The following is a 20,392-nucleotide window of genomic DNA, read 5'->3' on the forward strand; positions in this document are numbered from 1 at the left end:
CACATGGCCGGACCCCTGCACGTCATCATCCTCGCCGCCGGCGAAGGCAAGCGTATGCGTTCGACCAAGCCCAAGGTGCTGCAGCCCATCGCAGGACAGCCGATGCTGGCGCAAGTCATCGCCGCCGCGCGCGCGTTGAATCCGGCAGGCATCCATGTGGTCCATGGCCATGGCGGCGATCAAGTGCAGGTAGCCTTCGCCGACCAACCCGACCTGCAATGGGCGCAGCAGGCGCAGCAGCTCGGTACCGGCCACGCGGTCGAACAGGCGATGCCCAACGTACCCGACGCGGCCACCGTGCTGGTGCTGTACGGTGACGTGCCGCTGATCCGCAGCGAAACCTTGCAGCGGTTGTTGGAAGCGCCAGGAAGGCTCGCGGTGTTGGTCGCCGAACTTGCGGACCCCACAGGTTACGGCCGCATCGTGCGCGATGCCGAAGGCCGCGTCGCCGCCATCGTCGAGCAGAAGGACGCCGACGAGGAACAGCGCCGCATCCGCGTCATCAATACCGGCATCATCGCCGCCGAATCCACCGCGCTGAAGCGCTGGCTGGCGCACCTGTCCAACGACAATGCGCAGGGCGAGTACTACCTCACCGACGTATTCGCCGCCGCCGCCGCCGAATTCAGCGCCGCCGAAATGGTGGTGGTCGGCGAACCCATCGAGGCCGAGGGCGCGAACGACCCGTGGCAGCTCGCCCAGCTTGAGCGCGCCTTCCAGTTGCGCCAAGCGCGCGCGATCTGCGCGCAGGGCGCCCGCCTGCTGGATCCGGCGCGTTTCGATCAGCGTGGCACGGTGACCGTGGGCCGGGATGTGGAAATCGATGTGGACGTGATTCTGGAAGGCCATGTGGAGCTGGGCGACGGCGTCCGCATCGGCGCCTTCACGCGCTTGAAGGACGTCAAGTTGGGCACCGGCACGCTGGTGCGTTCGCATTGCGATCTGGACGGCGTGGTCAGCGAAGGCGCCGCGCAGATCGGCCCGTATTCGCGCCTGCGTCCGGGTACGGTGCTGGCCGATGGTGTGCACGTGGGCAATTTCGTGGAAACCAAGAAAGCAACGCTGGGCGTGGGCAGCAAGGCCAACCACCTCACCTATCTGGGCGATGCCGTCATCGGTTCCAAAGTCAACATCGGCGCCGGTACCATCACCTGCAACTACGATGGGGTGAACAAGTTCACGACGACCATCGAGGACGGCGCCTTCATCGGTTCCAACTCCGCCCTGGTGGCGCCGGTCACCATCGGCGCCAACGCCACCATCGGTGCTGGTTCGGTGATCGGCAAGGACGCGCCGGCCGACAAGCTCACTATCACCCGCGCGCGGCAGCAGACGCTCGAGGGTTGGCAGCGGCCGAAGAAGCGTTAGCGGCCATGCAAAGAGCATCACGAGCCATCTGTATGCTTCTTCTGGCTTCGGCCATGACGGGTTGCCTTGACACTACCCTTGACGCGTCATATCCGACAATGGGGGCTGCGGTCGCAGATGGTGCGGTCACCCGTGGATGGATCCCAGAATGGGTTCCTATCGACGCCACGGATCTCGATGAAGTCCATGACCTGGATTCCAACGAGCACGCGCTATCGTTTAGCGTCCCGGCCGACACCAAGCTTGCCCTGCCCGTTGAATGCGAGCCCGTTCAAGCACGCGATATATTGCCTACGCGCTTCGATCGCAGGTGGTGGCCGTCAGAAGTCGATTTGGAACGGTCGTATACATTTCACAGCTGTCCAACGGGGTTTGTCGGTCTGCATAAATCGGGGCGCCGCGCCTTGCATTGGCAGACCATTGGCCGCTGACAATGCATTTCAGCAGCATCTGGCCGGTTTGCAGTGGTTAATGGCCCGAATCGATGCCTCGCAGCGCCGCTGAATCCACATGACGACCGATCCGCTTCTCCGCGCCGGAACCGAGGCGGACATAGACGTGTTGTTGCAAGTCGAACGCCGTGCTGCCGAGCTATTGCTGGGCCATGGCGCATACGACCTCTTCGCTATGCACACCCTATCGCCGCAAAACCTGCAGGACGGCATAGCGCACGGAATTCTGCAGGTGGCGGAAGTCGGCGGACAGCCGGTGGGCTTCGCCTTGTGCGGCGAGATCGACGGGCACGCGCATCTGTTCGAAATGGATGTGGTGCCGGAACACGGCCGCCGCGGCATCGGTGGCGCGCTGCTTGAATCGACCTGCAACGAGGCTGCCGTGCGCGGTTTTTCCACGATGACGCTGACTACGCTGCGCGATGTGCCGTGGAATGCGCCGTTCTACTCAGCCCGCGGATTCGATGAATTGCCGCAGGATGAATGGGGCGAGCAGCTTGCCGGGCTCGTCGACCGTGAACGAATGCTTGGCTTTCCGATGCGCTTGCGGGTTGTAATGCGGCGCAGACTCGACGTGGGTGAATTCTGACGAAGCCTTGCTTAGCGTCAGGAGTGGCTTTCTCCTCTCCCCTTGTGGGAGAGGATGCCCGGAGGGCAGGAGAGGGGAGCGCGAGCGAAGCGCTGCGTGCTTTGGCTCTGCTTCACTCGATACGAGACGGGCGGTTCATTGCCGTCGGCTCCGGCTCACCCTCTCCCGGCCTTCGGCCACCCTCTCCCATCAAGGGAGAGGGGAGCTTTCGGACGTCTTCGCGGCGCTTTCCTGTAGGTGTCGTTTACCCAACATCCGGCAGCTGTATCGCCACACACAACCCACCACCCTCGCGGTTATGCATCGACAGCCGGCCGCCATGCGCTTCCACGATCTCGCGCGTCAACGCCAGCCCCAATCCCGTGCCGTTGCGCTTCGTGGAATAGAATGGCACCAGTGCGTTCTGCAGCACCGCCTCGTTCATGCCACCGCCGCGATCCAGCACCTCGATGCGTAGCCATTCCGGCAGGCGGGTCAGTTTCACGCTCACCGAAGAACCTTCCCCACCGGCTTCGTGCGCGTTCTTGAGCAGATTCAACAGCGCCTGCTCCATCTGCGCCTGATCGATGCGGCTGCTCATTCCCTCGGTGGAGCTCTCCAGTTCGAATCCGATCTGGCGTTGCAGGCTCGCCAGGAAATTCGTCCAGTCCACGGTGTTCAACAGCGGCTGCGGCAATTTGGCGAAACGCGCATAGCCGCGAATGAATCCTTCCAGGTGCCGCGCGCGCTCCTCGATAGTGCCGAAGATCTCCTCCAGCCGCTCGTGGCGTCCGCGGCGGATGAGTTCCGCGCCGGAATGAGCGAGCGACGCGACCGGCGCAAGCGAGTTGTTCAACTCGTGGCTGATCACACGGATGACCTTCTTCCAGGTCTGCACCTCCTGGCGACGCAATTCGTTGGTCAGCAGGCGCAACAGCAGCAGTTCGTGCTTGCGCCCGTTGAGACGGAAGTGGCGGCGCGACAGGTGGTAGACCTGTTCTTCTTCGTCCGCTTCCTCGTTGCCGATAGCGAACAGGCTGTCGCCGCCGCGCTGCATGGCCTCGCGCATTTCCACCGGCGCGGCCGTCATCAGATCGTCGAAACGCTGGCCTTCCAGCTTCCAGCCGCTATGCAGCAGCTTGCGCGCGGCCAGGTTGGCGAACACCACGCGACGCTCGCCATCGCCGCCGGCGGCCACCAGCAACATCGCCACCGGCGTGTTCTGCACCATCGTGTCCAGCAACAATTCGCGCTGCACCAAGCCTTGGCGCTGATCGCGCAGCACTTCGCCCAGTTCGACGTGCGAGCGCACCAGATCGCCCAGATCGTCGTGCCCCTGCCAGTGGATGCCGAAGTTGTATTCGCCGTCGCGATAGGTGTTGACGCTGCCCGACAGTGCGCGGAACAGCGAGTTGAGCGGCGCCAGCGCGCGTCGGATCACCCACACCGCCAGCGGCACGATCACCAGCGCGGACAGCACGCCGACCAGCTTCGCGTCGTCCAGCCATTCCAGCAGCAGCAACGGCAATGCGATGGAGGCCGCCAACAAGGGCAGCACCCAGAAGAACAGCCGACCGACGACGGAGCGGCGGATCGTCAGGCCCGTCATCGCCGCCCGCTCATGGAAGCTTGATTCCGAAACGGTCCATGCGCCGGTACAGCGCCTGGCGGCTGAGGCCGAGATCGGCGGCGGCCTGCGCGATCACGCCGCTTGCCCGCGCCAGCGCGGCCTCGATCCCAGCGCGATCCGGCTCCGCGACCGATGCCTGTTTCACCATCACGGCCTTGGGCAGGTTGAGATCCGCCGCTTCGATACGGTCGCCAGTGGCGAGCAGACCCGCGCGCTGGACGACGTTGCGCAGTTCGCGCACGTTGCCGGGCCAGGGATGGCGCAGCAAAGCGCTGCGGGCGCTGTCGCCGATCGGCTTGTCGGCGGGACGGAAGCTCTCGGCCAGCGGCAGGATGTCGCCCGGGCGTTCTGCCAGCGGCGGCAGCGCAAGCTCGATGGCATTGAGGCGGTAGTACAGGTCTTCGCGGAAACTGCCCTCGCGGATCAAGGCCGGCAAATCCGCATTGGTCGCGCTGATCACGCGCACGGTGACGTGGCGTTCGCGGTTGGAACCCAAGCGCTCGAAGCGACCGGTTTCAAGCACGCGCAGCAGTTTCATCTGGCCGGCCAGCGGCAGGTTGCCGATTTCGTCCAGAAACAAAGTACCGCCGTCGGCCGCTTCGAATTTACCTTCGCGCGCCTTGTTGGCGCCGGTGTAGGCGCCGGCATCGGCGCCGAACAGTTCGGCCTCGATCAGTTCCGAAGGCAGCGCGCCACAATTCAGCGTGACGAACGCGCCGTTCCTGACCGAGGAATTGGCCTGCACGATTTCGGCGATCTTCTCCTTGCCGCTACCGTTGGGTCCGGTGATCAGCACCGGCAGGTCGGAGCGCGCGACCTGGCAAGCGAGCGCGATCACACGTTCGCTGGCCGGGTCGTCGAACACCACGCCGCGCAGGTCGTACTTCTGCGCCAGCTGCTCCTGGCGCGCGCGTTCGCGATTGCGGCGCCGATCCAGCTCGCTGCGCGCCTCGGCCAGCTCAAGCAGGTTGTTGACTGTCGCCAACAGCTTGCGGTCGTCCCACGGCTTGGCCACATAGTCGGCGGCGCCGGCCTTGACCAGTTCCACCGCGCTGCTCAGATGAGTCCACGCGGTCAGCAGGATCACCGGCAGATCCGGATGCCGCGCGCGGATCTGCGCGAACAATGCCACGCCTTCATCGCCGGAGGTGGTGTCCTCGGTGAAGTTCATGTCCTGGATCACCAGGTCCACCGATTCGCTCTGCAGCAGCGCCAATCCTGCTTCCGGTGTCTGCGCATGCAGAGTGGAGATATCGTGCAGCGAGAACAGCACTTCCAGCGCCGTGGCGACTGCAGGGTTATCGTCGATGATCAGTAGGCTGGGCATGCGTGGTCAGTGTGGGTGTGGTTTCGATGTGGGTGTCGGTGTCGCTCCGGGCGCATCGTAACGTCTATCGGGTCTCGGCCGCCGCACGGTGGCCGTAGCTGAGCACCCGGGTGATCTGCCACTGGCCTTGCTCTTGGCGCCAGACGATCACGAAATCGGCCAGGCCTTCGCACTTGCCGCTGTCAAGTTGGCAGAAACGGTGCACGCCTTGCGAGATAGCGCCGAAATCCTTCACCGGATACACCTTCAAGGTGCCGGGGATGAGTTCGCGGGTGAAGTGGCCGCACACGTACTTTTTGGTGCCGGCGATCATCTGCTCGCGGGTCCAGGTGACGCCGCCGGTGTCGTGGTAGAACTCGATGTCGGGCGAGAAGTAACCGGCGTGTTCGTCCAGCCGTCCCGGTTCTGCGCAGTGGTTGAATGCATCGAACACCTGGGTGTCCAACGCGGAGATTTCCCTGAAAAGCGGTTCCAGCGCTTGACCGTCGGCAGGAGCCGCGTCGGCGGCGATCGCCGTCGGTACCTGCAAGGTCGCGATGAAGAGGAAGGACAGCAGCGGCAGAGAGATCTTCATCGTGGTTCCTGCAAGTGGTGGAGGATTATTTTCGTATTGCCTTGGTTTCGCGACCATCCATGAACAGCACCAGCTGATCGGCGTCCCCCGCGGCGTTGACGCCGAAGCTTACTTTGGCGTCGACCTCCTGCACGCGGAACACTGTCTCCGAGATGCCCTGCAGCGGCCAGGCCGCTTGCCCGGTGGCCTGCAGCATCAATCGCTCGCCTTCGCGCCATACCTTGATTTCGAAACCGGGCGAGATGACGTAGGTGCCGACATAGGTGTCCAACGTGCCTTCCGACACGAACACGCCGCTGTCGGCGGGCGGTTCCGTGGTCTGCGCCACGCTGGAAAAGCAGGCCGAAAAGGCCAGCGCGAGGGACAACGGAAGGAGTATCGTTTTTTTGTTCATGGCGGCACCGCTCCGGGGAGGAAGCGCGACTATAAGCAGCGAACCATGAACCTCGGTCGGCCTTCCCGCACGCTCGCCGGCAGGCGAACGTGCGGGCTGGTTTCATGCGCTGCGGGTGGCGACCGCCGGCGGCACCGACGCCGCTTTGCGCGCCGGACCGTAGACCGCGATTTGCCCCAGCAACCAAAGCAGTACCGCACCGACCGGTAGGTAATACAGCGGAAGGCGCGGCAACTCGTACTTGCCCATCAACAGTTGGTTAATGGCGTAGGCGAACAACATGCCCAGCACGATGCCGATGGTGGCCAGCAGAAAATTCTCAGTCTGGAAGTAACGCAGGATCTGGCTCTGGGTGGCGCCCAGCGCGCGGCGCACGCCGATCTGCTTGGTGCGCTGCTGCACCCAGAAGCTGGCCAGTCCGACGATGCCCAGCGCGGTCACCACCAACAGAGCCACGATCACCGCCACCAGCATCCAGACCATGACGCGGTCTTGTCGATAGTACTGGGCACGCAGTTCCTGCATGGTCTTGGTGTTGTCTTGCAAGATAATGCGGTTTGGGCTGTTCTTTTCCAGCGCCGCCACGGCGGCCTTCAGCACTTCGTCGCGGCGCGCCGGATCGGTGCGCAGCAGGTAGTTACCGCCCAGCCAGTACGGAACATGGAGCGGGAAGATCATCGAGTACTCGTGCGCCACTGCGCCTCCCTGCTCGCTGGGACGGACCAGATGATCGACTACCCCGACGATGCGGATGGCGTCTTCGCCCCAGCTATAGAAACTCTTGCCGACGGCGTTCTGCCCGGGGAATAGCTTGTCGGCCATGCTCTGGGTGATGATCACCGAGGGAATCGAGACCTTGCTGCCGGGCGCATCCAGCGCGGACCATTCGATGTATTCGTCGGCGGTGAAGTTGCGGCCGGCCACCAGCTTGGGGCCCAGTGCCGCAAGGAACTGCTCGTCGCCCATGTAGGTGGTGGCGCTGAGGGTCGGCTGCTGTTGATCCTTGACCATGTTGACCGAGGTGTTCCAGGACGAATTCACGAACGGCACTTGATTGGTCACCGAAGCCGCTTTGACTCCGGGCAGGCCGCGCAGCGCGGCAAGATCGCTGCGAGTGAGCGCTTCGGCATCGGCGTCTTCGCCGATGCCGGTCAGCTGCACGCGCACGACTTCGTTCTCGGCCACGCCACTGACGAGGTTCAATCGATCGACCCGCTCGCTGATCAGGAACAAGGCGTTGCAGATGATCGCGCAGCTCAGCGCGATCTGCAGGACGATCAGGGAGGCGGCGGTCTTGTGCCGAACCAGGGTAGAAAGGATGGGACGCAGTTCCATGACGATCTCCGAAGGCGTCAGCGACGCCTGCATTGAGTAGAAGGGGTTATTGCGATTTCAACTGCATCGCCGGAGTGACCTGCATCGCCTGCCACGCCGGGATTATTCCGGCCAGCAAGCTGGCTACGATGGCCAACGCGAACGTCGTCATCAGCATCCAAGGATCCAGGTGCGCCAGTTCGGCATAGCTGGCCGGCTGTTGGCGTACTGCCCACAGGCCCAGCAATGCTAATCCCAGTCCGGCGATGCCGCCGGCCAAGCCGACGGTGCCGGCCTCGATCAGGCATTGCACGAAGATCGCCCGACGCGAAGCGCCCAGTGCGCGGCGCACGCCGACCTCGCCTCCGCGACGCAGGAACTTGGCCAGCAGCAGGCCGATAGTGTTGAGCAGGCACACCAGCAGGAAGCCGAATGCCAGCCACACTTGCAGGCGCACATCGCCCGGCACCACTTTGTTGAAATCAAGCCATTCCATCACGTTGCGCAGGCGTACGTTGGTCGGACGTTCGAAGCGGCCCGCGGTGCGCTGTTGATCCGAATAATTGGTCAGGTACTGCTTGTAAGCCGATGCCTTGGCCGCGCTGTCCAATTGCACCCAGTATTGGATCCACACGCAGGGCGCATTCAGGCCGGTGGAGCCCTCGGGATCCGACCCCGTATCTCCCCAGCAATCCATGCTGCCGTTGCGGCCCATCTTCAGATCGCGCGAAGTGGAGAACGGCAGGAACACCTGTTCCAGCTCGCCGAACTGATCGCTGTTCATGTCGTAGAAGCGCGGCGTCGGGCGCCATTCGTCGATCACGCCCACCACGGTGAAATCGACCTTGTCCAGGCGTACCGTCTTGCCCACGCTGTTGGCGCCGCCGAACAGTTTGTCGTTCAGTGCCTTGGCCAGCACCGCCACGCGACCGTGGCGTTCGTCCTCGGCCGTGCTCCAACCGCCGCCGAACAGGAACGGCATGTCGAACATCGGGAAGATGTCGGCGGTGGAATAGCGCGCATCCACCTGGAACGGCATCAGCCCCTGCTTGTCCGGAGTGACCGCGACGCCGCCGCCCGTCATGTACGCCTGACGGTCGCCACGTTTCTCGCGCAGCAGTTTTTCCGCGTCGAAACGCGTCACCTGCTGAGCGGGTTCTTCGCCCGGGGTAAAGCCGTTCATGCTTTCCGGCGCCATCTGCACGTAGTACAGCTTGTCGCTGCGGGTGGGCACCGGATCGCCGGAGAGCACGTAGAACACGGTCAGCGTCGTCATGCTGGCGCCGATGCCCAGTGCGATCGCCAGCACCATCAGCGCGGTCAGCACTTTGTTGCGCTTGAAGCTGCGCAGGGCGAGTTTGAAGTAATAGCCGAACATGGCTTGCTCCTTACGCCGAAGTGTCGGCGGACGCGGTGGCGGACTGGGCGACGCGGATTAGGCTGGGTTCGACCGAAAGATCGGTGGCCATGCCGTCGACGATGTGCACGTTGCGTTGCGCGCGTGCGGCCAGCTCCGGGTCGTGGGTCACCATGATGATGGTGGTGCCTTTGGCGTTGATGTCCTCCAGCAATTCGAGCACGCCGCGCGCCATTTGCGAGTCCAGGTTGCCGGTCGGTTCGTCGGCGAGCAGCAGGCGCGGTTTGCCGGCCAGCGCGCGGGCGATGGCCACGCGTTGCTGCTGGCCGCCCGATAGTTCGGCCGGGAAATGCTTCATGCGCGAGCCCAGTCCCACCTGGCCCAGCGCTTCCTCGATGCGTTGCTTGCGCTCGCTGGCGGGCAAACCGCGGTAGCGCAGCGGAACATCGACGTTGTCGAACAGGTTGAGGTCGGGGATCAGGTTGAAGCCCTGGAAAATGAAACCGATCTTCTGATTGCGCAGGCGGCTACGCGCGTCGTCCGACAGGCCTTTCACGTTCTCTCCGTCCAGGGAGAACTCGCCGCCGGTGAAATTCTCCAGCAGTCCGGCGATGTTGAGGAAGGTGGTCTTGCCGGAACCGGAAGGTCCGGTGACGGCGACGAACTCGCCTTCCTTGACGTGCAGATCGAGCGAGCGCAGCGCGTGCGTCTCGACCATCGCGGTGCGGTAGACCTTGGTGACCTGGCGCATGTCGAGCATCGTGGTTTTCCTTTGTGTCGGGAGTGGTGGACGGGAAGGGGTGTGGACGAATCAGTGAATGGTCACGCGCTCGGCATCGCCGAACTGGTCGCTGCCGGAGACGACGATTTTTTCGCCGGGCTGCAGGCCGGAGACGATTTCCACCGCGCTCAGGCTGCTGGCGCCGGTTTGGATCGGGCGGCGCACGGCGCGGCTGCCATCGACGACATAAGCGAAGCGGCCGCCATCCTGATCCAGGAACGAACCGCGCTCGACCATCATTACGTTGCGGCGCGTATCCAGCACGATGCGTGCGGACAGGCGCTGATTCTGGCGCAGGCCCGGTGGCTGCTTGCCCTGGGAGAAGCGCAGGCGCGCGTTGACCTCGCCATTGACCACTTCCGGCGATACCGCCGAAACCTGCGCGGCATACTGGATGCTGTTGCTGGTGATCTGCGCCGGCATGCCGATGGCCAGGTCGCGGGCGAAGCTTTCCGGGACTTTGATCTCTACTTCGAACAGGCTCAGGTCGACCACGCTCAGGATCGGCCCGTTGGTGGCGACGATGGTTCCCTGCGGAATCTGTACCTGGCCGATCTGGCCATCGAAAGGTGCGCGCACCGTGAGCGCATCGACCTGGCGCTGCAGCTCGGTGACCACCGCGCGCTGGCGGTCGGCGAGCAGGCGCTTGTTGCGCGAGTCCAGGCCGGCGCCTTCGCCCTGCAGCCCGGAGTCCTTGCGGGCGGCGGCCAGGCCGATGTCGGCCTTCTTCAGCTCGTCCTGCGCCTTGGCGTATTCGTTCTGCGAAACGGCCCCGCCTTTGTAAGCGCGTTCGTAACGCTCCAGGTCGCGCTCGGCGGCGGTGCGCTCGATCTGTGCCTGATCCAGCAACTTGGAGGCGGTGGAACGGGTGATCTGCGCGTCTAGCAGCGCGCGGCTGGCTTCGGCTTCCATGCTGGCCAGGGTCGAGCCTTCCTGCGCCAGCTTGCTACGCAGTTCAGGACTGTCGATTTCGGCCAGCGCTTGTCCTTTCTTCACCACGTCGCCCGCCACTACCTTGAGGGCGACCGTGCCGCCCGCGATGGCGTACAGGGTCGGGCTGTTGGCGGCGATGACCCGGCCATCGGCCGAGATATCCCGCACCAGGTCGCCGCGGGTGACTTCGGCCACGCGTACCCGGGAGGCGTCGAACGAGCGGCCGCCGGACATCCAGCCGCTGATTACCCATACCGCCAGCGCGAGTACTGCTGCACCAGCGATGCCGCCGATCAGCCAGGGCTTGCGATTGCGCTGAGCCGAAGCGGTCGGCTTGATCACATTGTCCTGGGCCGAGGTGTCGCGGATGCGGAAGGGGTCGCTGTTGGTTTGCATGGTGCGTTGCTGTCCGTGGTCGACTGGGTCTTGGATGCGACAATCAACGCAATGGTTGTGCCAATCGTAAGCCACTGAATTGAAAGGAAAAATAGTCGGACACCAGTGTCCGCGCGGACACTTTCGGCGTCCGCACGGACGGTCGGGCACGGTTTCGGCGTTTACACTGGACACCCAGCAGTCAGGAGCGGTCATACATGTGCGGCATCGTTGGTGCGATCGCGAATCGCGATGTGGTTCCGGTACTCATCGAAGGACTGAAGCGGCTGGAATACCGCGGTTACGACTCGGCCGGCATCGCCGTGGTGGAGGAACGCGACGTGCGCCGCGTGCGCCGCACCGGACGCGTGGCCGAGATGGAAAGCGCTGCGATTGCCGAGGGTTTCCATGCTCACCTGGGCATCGGCCACACCCGCTGGGCCACGCACGGCGGCGTGACCGAGGCCAATGCGCATCCCCACATCAGCCAGGGCGTGGCCCTGGTGCACAACGGCATCATCGAGAACCACGAAGAGCAGCGCGAGCGTCTGCGCGAACTCGGCTACCAGTTCGAGTCGCAGACCGACACCGAGGTCATCGCGCATCTGATCCACCACTATCTGCAGGAAGGTAACGATCTGCTCGGCGCGCTGCAGCGGGCAGTCAAGGACCTGACCGGCGCCTACGCACTGGCGGTGGTTAGCCGCAAGGAACCCGAGCGCATGGTTTGCGCGCGCATGGGCTGCCCGTTGTTGATTGGTTTGGGCGAAGGCGAGAACTTCGTCGCTTCCGATGTTTCGGCGATCCTGCAGGCCACACGACGGGTGATTTTCCTGGAGGAAGGCGATACCGCCGAAGTCAGCCGCGGCGGCGTGCGCGTGTTCGATTCGGCCAACGCCGAAGTCGCGCGTGAAGTGCACGTGTCCGACGTGTCGCTGGCCTCATTGGAGTTGGGGCCCTACCGCCACTTCATGCAGAAAGAAATCCACGAACAGCCGCGCGCCATCGCCGACACCATCGAAGCGGTGATCGGCGGAGGCTTCTCGCCGGAGCTGTTCGGCAAGAACGCCGACGCCGTGTTGCGCGACGTAGAAGGCGTGCAGATCCTCGCTTGCGGCACCAGCTATTACGCCGGCCTGACCGCGCGCTACTGGATCGAGGCGATCTCCGGCCTGCCGTGTTCGGTGGAAATCGCCAGCGAATATCGCTACCGCGCCGCCTACGCCAATCCCAAACACGTGATCGTCACTATCTCCCAGTCCGGTGAAACGCTGGACACGATGGAAGCGCTGAAGTACGCGAAATCGCTAGGTCACAAACACACCTTGTCGATCTGCAACGTGCCGGAAAGCGCGATCCCGCGCGCCAGCGAACTGGTCTGCTACACGCGTGCCGGGGCCGAGATCGGCGTGGCCTCCACCAAGGCGTTCACCACCCAGCTGGCGGCGTTGTTCCAGCTCTGCGTGGTGCTGGGCAAGCTGCGCGGCAGCGTGAGCGCGGCGGATGAAGCCGACTACCTGGAGCAACTGCGCTTCCTGCCCGGCAGCGTGCAGCACGCACTAAACTTGGAGCCGCAAATCGCATTGTGGGCGGAGAAATTCGCAAGTAAGCAGAATGCGCTATTCCTGGGCCGCGGTCTGCACTATCCGATCGCACTGGAAGGCGCCTTGAAGCTCAAGGAAATTTCCTACATCCACGCCGAGGCCTATCCGGCCGGCGAGCTCAAGCATGGGCCGCTCGCGCTGGTCGATGCGGCGATGCCGGTGGTGGTGATCGCGCCCAACGACAAGCTGCTGGAGAAAGTGAAGTCCAACATGCAGGAAGTGCGCGCGCGCGGCGGCGAGCTGTTCGTGTTCACCGACCAGGACAGCAACTTCACCGAATCCGAAGGCGTGCACGTCATCCGCACGCCGCGCCATGCCGGCGTGCTCAGCCCCATCGTCCACACCATTCCCGTGCAGTTGCTGGCTTACCACACGGCCCTAGCCCGCGGCACCGACGTGGACAAGCCACGCAATCTGGCCAAGAGCGTCACCGTGGAATAAGAGCCCTTCCCCCGTTTACGAGGGAAGGTGCCGAAGGCGGATGGGGGGCGCTTTCGGCGCAGTTCTTCAGAGAAGGCGTTTTGCCCAAAGCGCGAACCTCTGACTGCGTAAAGACAAAGCGAAAGTCCCTGGATCCCCGCCTTCGCGGGGATGACGAGCCAATTGCGTCAGCGAGGAAGGTCCGTATCGCGCATCCGCGCCATCGCCTGCGTGCGAGAGCGCACGCCTAGCTTTTCGAAGATGCGGGTAAGCGAATTGCGCACGGTTTTGTCGCTGATGAACAACGCAGCGGCGATTTCGGCGTTGCTTCGGCCGGCGACGAGGCCGGCGACGATCTCGCGCTCGCGCGCGGTCAACGTGGCCAGTAGCGCATCGTCGTCGCGCTGGCTGCCCAAGAATTTCAGAGTCTCGCTGCAGAACCGCTCCCATGCGGGCTCGTGGTGGAGCAGTACATGGTTGCGCGACTCCAATTCGACGTAGCGCGAATCGGGAATACCAGCCGCAAGCAGTCGTCCTTCCTCCACCGGTACCACGCCATCGTGCCGTGCATGCATCACCAGGGTGGGCACGGTGATCTGGCCGAGCATCGAGGTGACGTTGATGCGCCCACGCGAGTCGAGCAGGGTGCCAGCCGCTTCGGCCGTGGTGGTGATGCGGGCGAGCTCGTTGAACCAGCGCACCTGCGCTTCGGTCGCATCGGGAATGAAGCGCGCCGTGAACAATTGCCGGAATACAGGATTCTCATCGGCCCATCCGCCGCGCGCGACGTCGGCGATGGCGTGGTATAGGCGCGCCGCTTCCTCATTTCCGCGCTCATAAGGACCGCGCGCGTAGGCGCCGTACAGCAGCAACTTGGAGACGCGATGCGGATGCTTGACCGTATAGGCTATGCACGCGGCCGCGCCCTGCGAGACGCCGAGCAGAGCGAAAGGCTCGTCGATGCCAGCGGCATCGACCACCGCTTCCAAGTCCGCCAGCCAATGTTCCAGCGAAAGGCCGCGCGGATCGCCGCCGGTCATGCCGCAGCCGCGCTCGTCGTAGCGCACGAAGCGGAAATGGTCGCCGAAGAAATGCACCCAGTGGCGCCAGATCGGGCTTTCCAGGTCGTATTCCAGATGGCTCAGCCAGTTGGCCGCTTTGACCAGCGGCACGCCGGTGCCCATCGACGCCCAGGCCAATCGCGCGCCGTCTCCGGTGGTCAGATAGCGGATCGATTGCTGCATTCAGGGTTTCCTGTTCTGGGCCCAGACCGGAGTGTGGCCGGGACATTCCTCCACGTTATTCACGCATTCCGGTGCCAGGTCGGGACATTACTCCCCTGTCGCGCCACTTGCGCGCGCGCGATGCTGCCGCATCCTTACCCTGGCATGCGCAGGCGACGCCTGCGCATGCCGCAGAACATCGAGGCCGCGATGAAACGTTCCCTGATCCTGCTCTACGGCGTGGTTTGCTACGCCGTCTTCTTCGCCACGTTCCTGTATGCCATTGGCTTCATCGGCAACCTATGGGTGCCCAAGGCGATGGACTCGGCGCGCACCACCAGCGTCGGCAATGCGGTAATGATCGACCTGGGCCTGCTCGCCCTGTTCGCATTGCAGCACAGCGTGATGGCACGGCCGGCGTTCAAGCGCGTGTGGACGCGGATCATCCCCGAGTCGGCCGAGCGCAGCACCTACACGCTGCTGTCCAGCGTTGCCCTGATCCTGCTGTTCTGGCTGTGGAGCCCGATTGGCGGCATGGTCTGGAACGTGCAGAACGAAGCGGCGCGGATCGCCCTGTACGCGGCCTATGCGTTCGGCTGGGTACTGCTGCTGTACACCACTTTTCTGCTCAACCACTTCGATCTGTTCGGTCTGCGCCAGGTGTGGCTGCAGTTCCGCGGTCGTCCCTACACGCAGCTACCGTTCAAGACACCCAGCGTCTATCGCTGGGTACGCCACCCCTTGTATGTGGCCTGGCTTTTCGCTTTCTGGGCCACTCCCACCATGACCGTGACCCATCTGCTGTTCGCGCTGATGACCACGGCCTACATCCTCATCGCCATCCAGCTGGAAGAACGCGATCTGGTCGCGGCGCTGCCCGAGTACGAGAAGTATCGGAAGCAGGTGCCGATGCTGGTGCCACGTCCGCGACGACATGCGGGTATCGACAGTGGTCCGGAGTCCGCACAAGAGTTGCGGGCACATGGACGCGGATAGGCGAGGAATCTTGCGCAACCTTTATTGCGCTCTGGTTCCTCGTCGTCGAGTACCCCGCGTTGAAACAAGCTCTTCCGCCAACTCCATGAAGACGATCTGCGAGCGATGCGACATAGCCCGGAAAGCCCTGAGCAGATCGCGTTCGTGCGGCGTATCGGTGAACTCCACATCTATGGCCAGGACATCCTGATAGGGATCATGTCCGGAGTGCATGCTGCCTTTCCCGGTAGCCAGCCAGTCCAATGAAACATTTGTCGCCTTGGCGACAGCGATCAGATTGGCTATCGCGGGTTGGGCTGGGTTGGCTGATTCCCAATTAGAAACTGCGCTTCGCTGTAAGCCCAGCAACTTGGCAAGCGCTTCTTGCGAGAGTTTTGCTTTCCGCCTGGCTAGGCGAATGCGTTGAGCAAGCTGCATACGGATCCATTTTTGACGAACTAATAGACAGTAATTATGTCTATGCCAGCATTATTGACACAAGTGTGTCTTTAATGGCTGTCGTTGCGGGCAATTTAGCCTATTTAATGGGTTGTGAGTTTTTGAAAGACAGTAGAACTGTCATTTCTCACACGATGATCATCTTTCCAACGACAGCTGGAAACACCACTATTTCGCCATCCGCCGCAAGCATCCCTATTCGTTCAGGAAGGGCTCTGGCCGCTGATACCACTGGGGATTTGTTAGATGGCGCAAGGAAGTGCGGCACTGCTCCTATCGGAGTCAGTGCGGGTAGGAACATCCGATGCAGATTTGAGCCTGCGCGGCCTTATTTTGCTTGCGCAATTTCATGGCATCTCTGCCGACCAGGCTCAACTGGCGCATCAATTTGGCAGGACGGGTGAAGTCTTCGACGAGACCACCCTGCTGCTCGCCGCCAAGCAACTCGGCCTGAAAGCGAAAATCATCCAGCAGCCGGCCGAACGTATCGGCATGGCTTCGCTTCCTGCCTTGGCGCTGGTGCCGGACGGCGGCCATTTCATAGTGGCCAAGGTCAACGACGAGAGCGTGCTGATCCACGACTTGGCCCAGCAGCGCGCACGCTCACTGAGCCGGGCGGAATTCGACGAGTTGTACGCCGGGCGATTGCTGCAAGTCACTTCGCGCGCGTCCGTGCTCGGGCAGTTGGCCAAGTTCGATTTTCGTTGGTTCGTCCCGGCCGTAGTCAAGTACCGCAAGCTGCTGATCGAAGTGCTGGTGGTCTCGTTCTTCATTCAGATGTTCGCCCTGGTGACGCCGTTGTTCTACCAGGTGGTCATGGACAAGGTGCTGGTACACCACAGCATCACCACCTTAGAGGTGATAGCCGTTGGTCTGGTGTCGATCGCCATCTTCGACGTCACCTTGTCGGGCTTGCGCGCCTATGTCTTTTCCCACACCACCAGCAAGATCGATGTCGAGCTAGGCGCGAGATTGTTCCGGCATATTCTGGCCCTGCCGCTCAGCTATTTCGAGTCGCGACGGGTCGGCGATACCATCGCCCGCGTTCGCGAATTGGAGAACATCCGCAACTTCCTCACCGGACAGGCCCTGACCTCGGTATTGGATCTCTTGTTCACCGTCGTGTTCCTGGCGGTGATGTTCTACTACAGCGGCTGGTTGACCTTGATCGTGGTCATTTCCCTGCCGGTGTATGCCTTGTGGTCGGCTTCGATCACGCCCGTGCTGCGCAAGCGCCTGGACGAGAAATTCGCACGCGGCGCCGATAACCAGTCGTTCCTGGTGGAAACCGTCAATGGCATCGGCACGGTCAAGGCCACGGCGGTGGACCCGCGTGTCACCCGTACCTGGGACAACCAGTTGGCCGGCTATGTCGGTGCTTCGTTTCGGGTCACGCGTCTGGCCAACATAGGCCAGCAGGGCATCCAGCTGGTGCAGAAGCTGGTCAGCATCAGCATCCTGTTCTTCGGAGCCAAACTGGTCATCGATGGCAAGCTCTCCGTTGGCCAGTTGATCGCCTTCAATATGCTGTCCGGGCAAGTAGCGGCGCCCATCGTGCGCTTGGCCCAGCTCTGGCAGGAGTTCCAGCAGGTCGGTATCTCAGTCGAGCGGCTGGGCGACATCCTCAACACCCGCACCGAGCTCCCTGGTAGTCGGATGACCCTGCCGCCGATCAAGGGTCGGGTTACCTTCGACAAAGTCACCTTCCGTTATCGGCCCGATACCGCGGAGGTGCTGAGCGGTATCGATCTTGAGGTTGCCGAAGGCGAAGTCATCGGCATAGTCGGGCGGTCCGGTTCCGGCAAGAGTACTTTGACCAAGCTGGTGCAGCGGCTGTATGTGCCCGAACGCGGCCGGGTGCTGGTCGATGGACACGACCTGGCCCTGGCCGATCCGGCCTGGCTACGTCGCCAGCTCGGCGTGGTGCTGCAGGAAAACTTCCTATTCAACCGCAGCGTGCGCGAGAACATCGCCCTGGCCGATCCAGGACTTCCGTTGGAACGCGTTATCCATGCCGCCAAACTGGCGGGTGCGCACGATTTCATTCTGGAGTTACCGGAAGGCTACGACACGGTGGTGGGCGAGAAAGGCGCTTCGCTTTCCGGAGGCCAGCGCCAGCGTCTGGCGATAGCGCGCGCGTTGATCACCAATCCGCGCATCCTGATTTTCGACGAAGCCACCAGCGCATTGGACTACGAATCGGAACATGCAGTGATGCAGAATATGCGGGCGATCTGCCAGGGGCGCACGGTGCTGATCATCGCCCATCGCCTGTCCACGGTGCGCATGGCCAACAAGATCATCGTGATCGAAAAAGGCCAGATCGTCGAAACCGGCACTCATGCCGAGCTGGTCGATCGACCCAACGGCCATTACGCGCGGTTGCACAAGCTGCAGGATGGCACCGCATGAGGCACGTCCTGTCGGCGCATGGCTCGTCATCCCAGCGAACGCTGGGATCCACCTTGATCTTGGCGGGATGGTCTGGCCGGGCGAGATCCAAGGAAAAAACGTCAAAAGGAATGACCAGCCATTCGGCTGTTGAAAAGCGCCCTCCAGCGTTCGCTGAGATGACGACAGGGCGGAGTTCCCTATGACCCACTACCTGCAAGCCCTGCGCGAATTCATTTCGCGCTACACCCAGGTATTCAAGGCAGCGTGGTCGGTCCGTGCGACCTTGGATCCGCCCAAGCGCAGCGAGGACGAACTCGCGTTTCTGCCCGCGCATCTGGAGCTGACCGACACGCCGGTGTCGCCTGCTTCGCGCTGGATCATGCGCACGATCATCGCGTTCTTCTGCGTTGCGCTGCTGTGGTCCATCTTCGGCAAGCTGGAAATAGTCGCGGTGGCGCCCGGAAAGACGGTGGTCGATTCGCGCACTAAGGTCATCCAGCCGGCCGAGACCGCGGTGGTCAAGCGCATCCTGGTGCGCGATGGGCAGACGGTGAAGAAAGGCGATCTGCTGATCGAGCTGGACGCCACCGGCACCGGCGCCGACTACGCCAAGGCAGGAGACGCATTGATCAACGCGCGTCTGGCGGAGCTGCGCTTGACCGCGATGGCAGCGGCGCTCAGCACTGGGCATTCGCCCAAGCTGGCTCCAGATCCGGGCCTTCCGCAAACGCGCTTCGCCTCCGAACAGGATCTGGCCAGCAGCCAGTTCAACTCTTATGAGGCGAACCGACAGAGTCTGCTGGCGGCGATTTCGCAGCGCGAGGCGGAGTTGCGAACAGTGCAGTCGATGATCGGTCCTTTGGAGGAATCAGCGAAGATCTCCAAGAGCCGCTCGGAGGACTATGCCAAGTTGCTGGAAGGCAATTATGTGGGACGCCATGACTATCTCTTGCGCGAGCAGGAGCGTATCGCCGCCGAGCGCGACCTTGCGTCGCAACGCAGCCGGCTGCAGGAAACCCGCTCGGCCTTGAGCGGTTCGCGGGAGCAACTCAGTGTGCTGACCGCCGAGACCAAGCAGCAAACATTGGACGGCCTGCGCCAGGCGCGCGAACAGATGCAGCAGTTCACGCCGGAAGTCGCCAAGACAGGGCAACGCGATCAGTTGATGCTGTTGCATGCGCCGGTCTCGGGCACGGTGCAGCAGTTGGCTATCCACACTGTGGGTGGCGTAGTGACGCCGGCGCAAGCCTTGCTGGCCGTGGTGCCGAGCGAAGAGGCGCTGGAGGTGGAAGCCACCGTGCTCAACAAGGACATCGGTTTCGTCAGGCCAGGGCAGCGGGTGACGGTGAAGGTGGAGAGTTTTCCGTATACGCGTTACGGCTATCTCGATGGAACCGTTGAGAGCGTCTCGCATGATGCGGCGCAGGACGAGAAGATGGGGTTGGTGTTTCCCGCGCGGGTCAAGCTAGCTGCCGCGACGTTAATGATCGATGGGGTGAAGGTGAAGTTGTCTCCGGGTATGGCGTTGAGTGTGGAGATTAAGACCGGGAAACGAAGGGTGATCGACTATCTAATTGGACCGTTGCGACAACACAAGAGCGAATCTTTAAGGGAACGATAGTGGAAAACAAACTCTCTGAGTTGAATACGGAAATTCACGAAGATTTTAGCAAGAACAAAAGTGCTCGGAGACGAGAGACGGTCTGAATGAACAGCTACGGAGTATCGGCACCGCCAGTATCGATACCAGAGAAGGCGTGTTTGCTTCTATATGTGTTGATCGTGGGAGCTTCAATAGTCGCTGCGCCGAATCAGGCGAAGTCGACGCTTGCGAGCATCCAGTTCCTGGTGAACTGGATTCCCGCCGCGCATCGTCTGCTCGAGATATCAAATATTCCGGGTAAGACTTCTGCTTGGCTTCTCTCGTCGATAGTTTCATCGCCCTTAATCATGTGCTTCGCCATATCCAGGTTTAGGAATAGAGAAAGCTATTCGTGGAAGTTCAATGAAATAAAAGCAGTGCTCTTTGGGCTGCTATTTATGGCTCTTCTCATCACCCCGTGGCTTCTTATCTCTGCGTACAGGAACGATATGAAGCGTGCTGGGGCAATAATTTCAGCGATGTCTTTCTCAACTCCTGTTCTGACAGTAGCCGGATCCGCGATCTCGCTTATGTACTCCGTTGTTTACGCATCGCTGCTCGTTGTTCTAATTAAGGCATGCGGATTTAAAAACAAATATTAA

Annotated in this window: 18 protein-coding genes; 8 read left to right on the forward strand and 10 right to left on the reverse strand. The window is 62.4% G+C overall.

What is annotated here, in order from left to right; genetic code table 11:
- Nucleotides 1-3 precede the first annotated feature (3 nt).
- The 3 genes from glmU (at nucleotide 4) to AC1DTQ_RS08540 (ending at nucleotide 2,409) form a co-directional block, all read left to right on the forward strand.
- Complete coding sequence (gene glmU / locus AC1DTQ_RS08530) at nucleotides 4-1,368, forward strand: bifunctional UDP-N-acetylglucosamine diphosphorylase/glucosamine-1-phosphate N-acetyltransferase GlmU (protein WP_477849080.1); 1,365 nt, start codon at nucleotides 4-6, stop codon at nucleotides 1,366-1,368.
- Between the two features lie 53 nt (nucleotides 1,369-1,421).
- Nucleotides 1,422-1,799 (forward strand): YbbD-related protein, encoded by a 378-nt coding sequence (locus AC1DTQ_RS08535; RefSeq protein WP_477849161.1) that lies wholly within the window; start codon nucleotides 1,422-1,424, stop codon nucleotides 1,797-1,799.
- A gap of 79 nt (nucleotides 1,800-1,878) precedes the next feature.
- Entirely contained in the window at nucleotides 1,879-2,409 is a 531-nt protein-coding gene (locus AC1DTQ_RS08540) for a GNAT family N-acetyltransferase (RefSeq protein ID WP_477849081.1), read from the forward strand.
- 244 nt (nucleotides 2,410-2,653) lie between these two features.
- On the opposite strand, the gene AC1DTQ_RS08545 is transcribed toward AC1DTQ_RS08540, so the two are convergent.
- From AC1DTQ_RS08545 to AC1DTQ_RS08580, 8 genes are all read right to left on the reverse strand, one after another.
- Nucleotides 2,654-3,997, reverse strand: a complete 1,344-nt coding sequence (locus AC1DTQ_RS08545) for a sensor histidine kinase (protein ID WP_477849083.1) — start codon at nucleotides 3,995-3,997, stop codon at nucleotides 2,654-2,656.
- A gap of 10 nt (nucleotides 3,998-4,007) precedes the next feature.
- Nucleotides 4,008-5,345, reverse strand: coding sequence for a sigma-54-dependent transcriptional regulator (locus AC1DTQ_RS08550; protein WP_477849084.1), 1,338 nt, complete (start codon nucleotides 5,343-5,345; stop codon nucleotides 4,008-4,010).
- A gap of 64 nt (nucleotides 5,346-5,409) precedes the next feature.
- Nucleotides 5,410-5,919: a nuclear transport factor 2 family protein gene (locus AC1DTQ_RS08555; protein WP_477849085.1), complete on the reverse strand. Its 510-nt coding sequence runs from the start codon at nucleotides 5,917-5,919 to the stop codon at nucleotides 5,410-5,412.
- 25 nt (nucleotides 5,920-5,944) lie between these two features.
- Nucleotides 5,945-6,313 carry a DUF3471 domain-containing protein gene (locus tag AC1DTQ_RS08560; protein ID WP_477849086.1) on the reverse strand — a complete coding sequence of 123 codons (369 nt, stop codon included), beginning with the start codon at nucleotides 6,311-6,313 and terminating at the stop codon, nucleotides 5,945-5,947.
- A 102-nt stretch (nucleotides 6,314-6,415) separates the two neighbouring features.
- Complete coding sequence (locus tag AC1DTQ_RS08565; RefSeq protein WP_477849087.1) at nucleotides 6,416-7,648, reverse strand: ABC transporter permease; 1,233 nt, start codon at nucleotides 7,646-7,648, stop codon at nucleotides 6,416-6,418.
- Between the two features lie 46 nt (nucleotides 7,649-7,694).
- Nucleotides 7,695-9,005, reverse strand: a complete 1,311-nt coding sequence (locus AC1DTQ_RS08570) for an ABC transporter permease (protein ID WP_477849088.1) — start codon at nucleotides 9,003-9,005, stop codon at nucleotides 7,695-7,697.
- Nucleotides 9,006-9,015: 10 nt separating this feature from the next.
- Entirely contained in the window at nucleotides 9,016-9,744 is a 729-nt protein-coding gene (locus AC1DTQ_RS08575; RefSeq protein WP_477849089.1) for an ABC transporter ATP-binding protein, read from the reverse strand.
- 51 nt (nucleotides 9,745-9,795) lie between these two features.
- A complete protein-coding gene (locus AC1DTQ_RS08580) occupies nucleotides 9,796-11,094 on the reverse strand; it encodes an efflux RND transporter periplasmic adaptor subunit (RefSeq protein ID WP_477849090.1) in 1,299 nt (432 codons plus the stop codon).
- A gap of 197 nt (nucleotides 11,095-11,291) precedes the next feature.
- Here AC1DTQ_RS08580 and glmS point away from each other — a divergent pair, with 197 nt between their 5' ends.
- Nucleotides 11,292-13,118 (forward strand): glutamine--fructose-6-phosphate transaminase (isomerizing), encoded by a 1,827-nt coding sequence (gene glmS, locus AC1DTQ_RS08585; protein ID WP_477849091.1) that lies wholly within the window; start codon nucleotides 11,292-11,294, stop codon nucleotides 13,116-13,118.
- A gap of 167 nt (nucleotides 13,119-13,285) precedes the next feature.
- On the opposite strand, the gene AC1DTQ_RS08590 is transcribed toward glmS, so the two are convergent.
- On the reverse strand, nucleotides 13,286-14,341 hold the full coding sequence (locus AC1DTQ_RS08590; protein ID WP_477849092.1) for an alpha/beta fold hydrolase: 1,056 nt from the start codon (nucleotides 14,339-14,341) through the stop codon (nucleotides 13,286-13,288).
- A gap of 144 nt (nucleotides 14,342-14,485) precedes the next feature.
- On the opposite strand from AC1DTQ_RS08590, the gene mddA reads away from it, so the two are divergent.
- Nucleotides 14,486-15,316, forward strand: coding sequence for a methanethiol S-methyltransferase (gene mddA, locus AC1DTQ_RS08595; RefSeq protein WP_477849094.1), 831 nt, complete (start codon nucleotides 14,486-14,488; stop codon nucleotides 15,314-15,316).
- Nucleotides 15,317-15,337: 21 nt separating this feature from the next.
- Here mddA and AC1DTQ_RS08600 read toward each other — a convergent pair whose 3' ends face one another.
- Nucleotides 15,338-15,733 (reverse strand): helix-turn-helix domain-containing protein, encoded by a 396-nt coding sequence (locus AC1DTQ_RS08600; RefSeq protein WP_477849095.1) that lies wholly within the window; start codon nucleotides 15,731-15,733, stop codon nucleotides 15,338-15,340.
- Nucleotides 15,734-16,000: 267 nt separating this feature from the next.
- On the opposite strand from AC1DTQ_RS08600, the gene AC1DTQ_RS08605 reads away from it, so the two are divergent.
- The 3 genes from AC1DTQ_RS08605 to AC1DTQ_RS08615 all read left to right on the forward strand — a co-directional run bounded on the left by AC1DTQ_RS08605 (nucleotide 16,001) and on the right by AC1DTQ_RS08615 (nucleotide 20,392).
- Complete coding sequence (locus tag AC1DTQ_RS08605; protein ID WP_477849096.1) at nucleotides 16,001-18,166, forward strand: type I secretion system permease/ATPase; 2,166 nt, start codon at nucleotides 16,001-16,003, stop codon at nucleotides 18,164-18,166.
- Nucleotides 18,167-18,347: 181 nt separating this feature from the next.
- Nucleotides 18,348-19,769 carry an HlyD family type I secretion periplasmic adaptor subunit gene (locus AC1DTQ_RS08610; RefSeq protein WP_477849097.1) on the forward strand — a complete coding sequence of 474 codons (1,422 nt, stop codon included), beginning with the start codon at nucleotides 18,348-18,350 and terminating at the stop codon, nucleotides 19,767-19,769.
- 86 nt (nucleotides 19,770-19,855) lie between these two features.
- Complete coding sequence (locus tag AC1DTQ_RS08615; protein ID WP_477849098.1) at nucleotides 19,856-20,392, forward strand: hypothetical protein; 537 nt, start codon at nucleotides 19,856-19,858, stop codon at nucleotides 20,390-20,392.

Source organism: Pseudoxanthomonas sp. P4_B2, assembly GCF_056402315.1.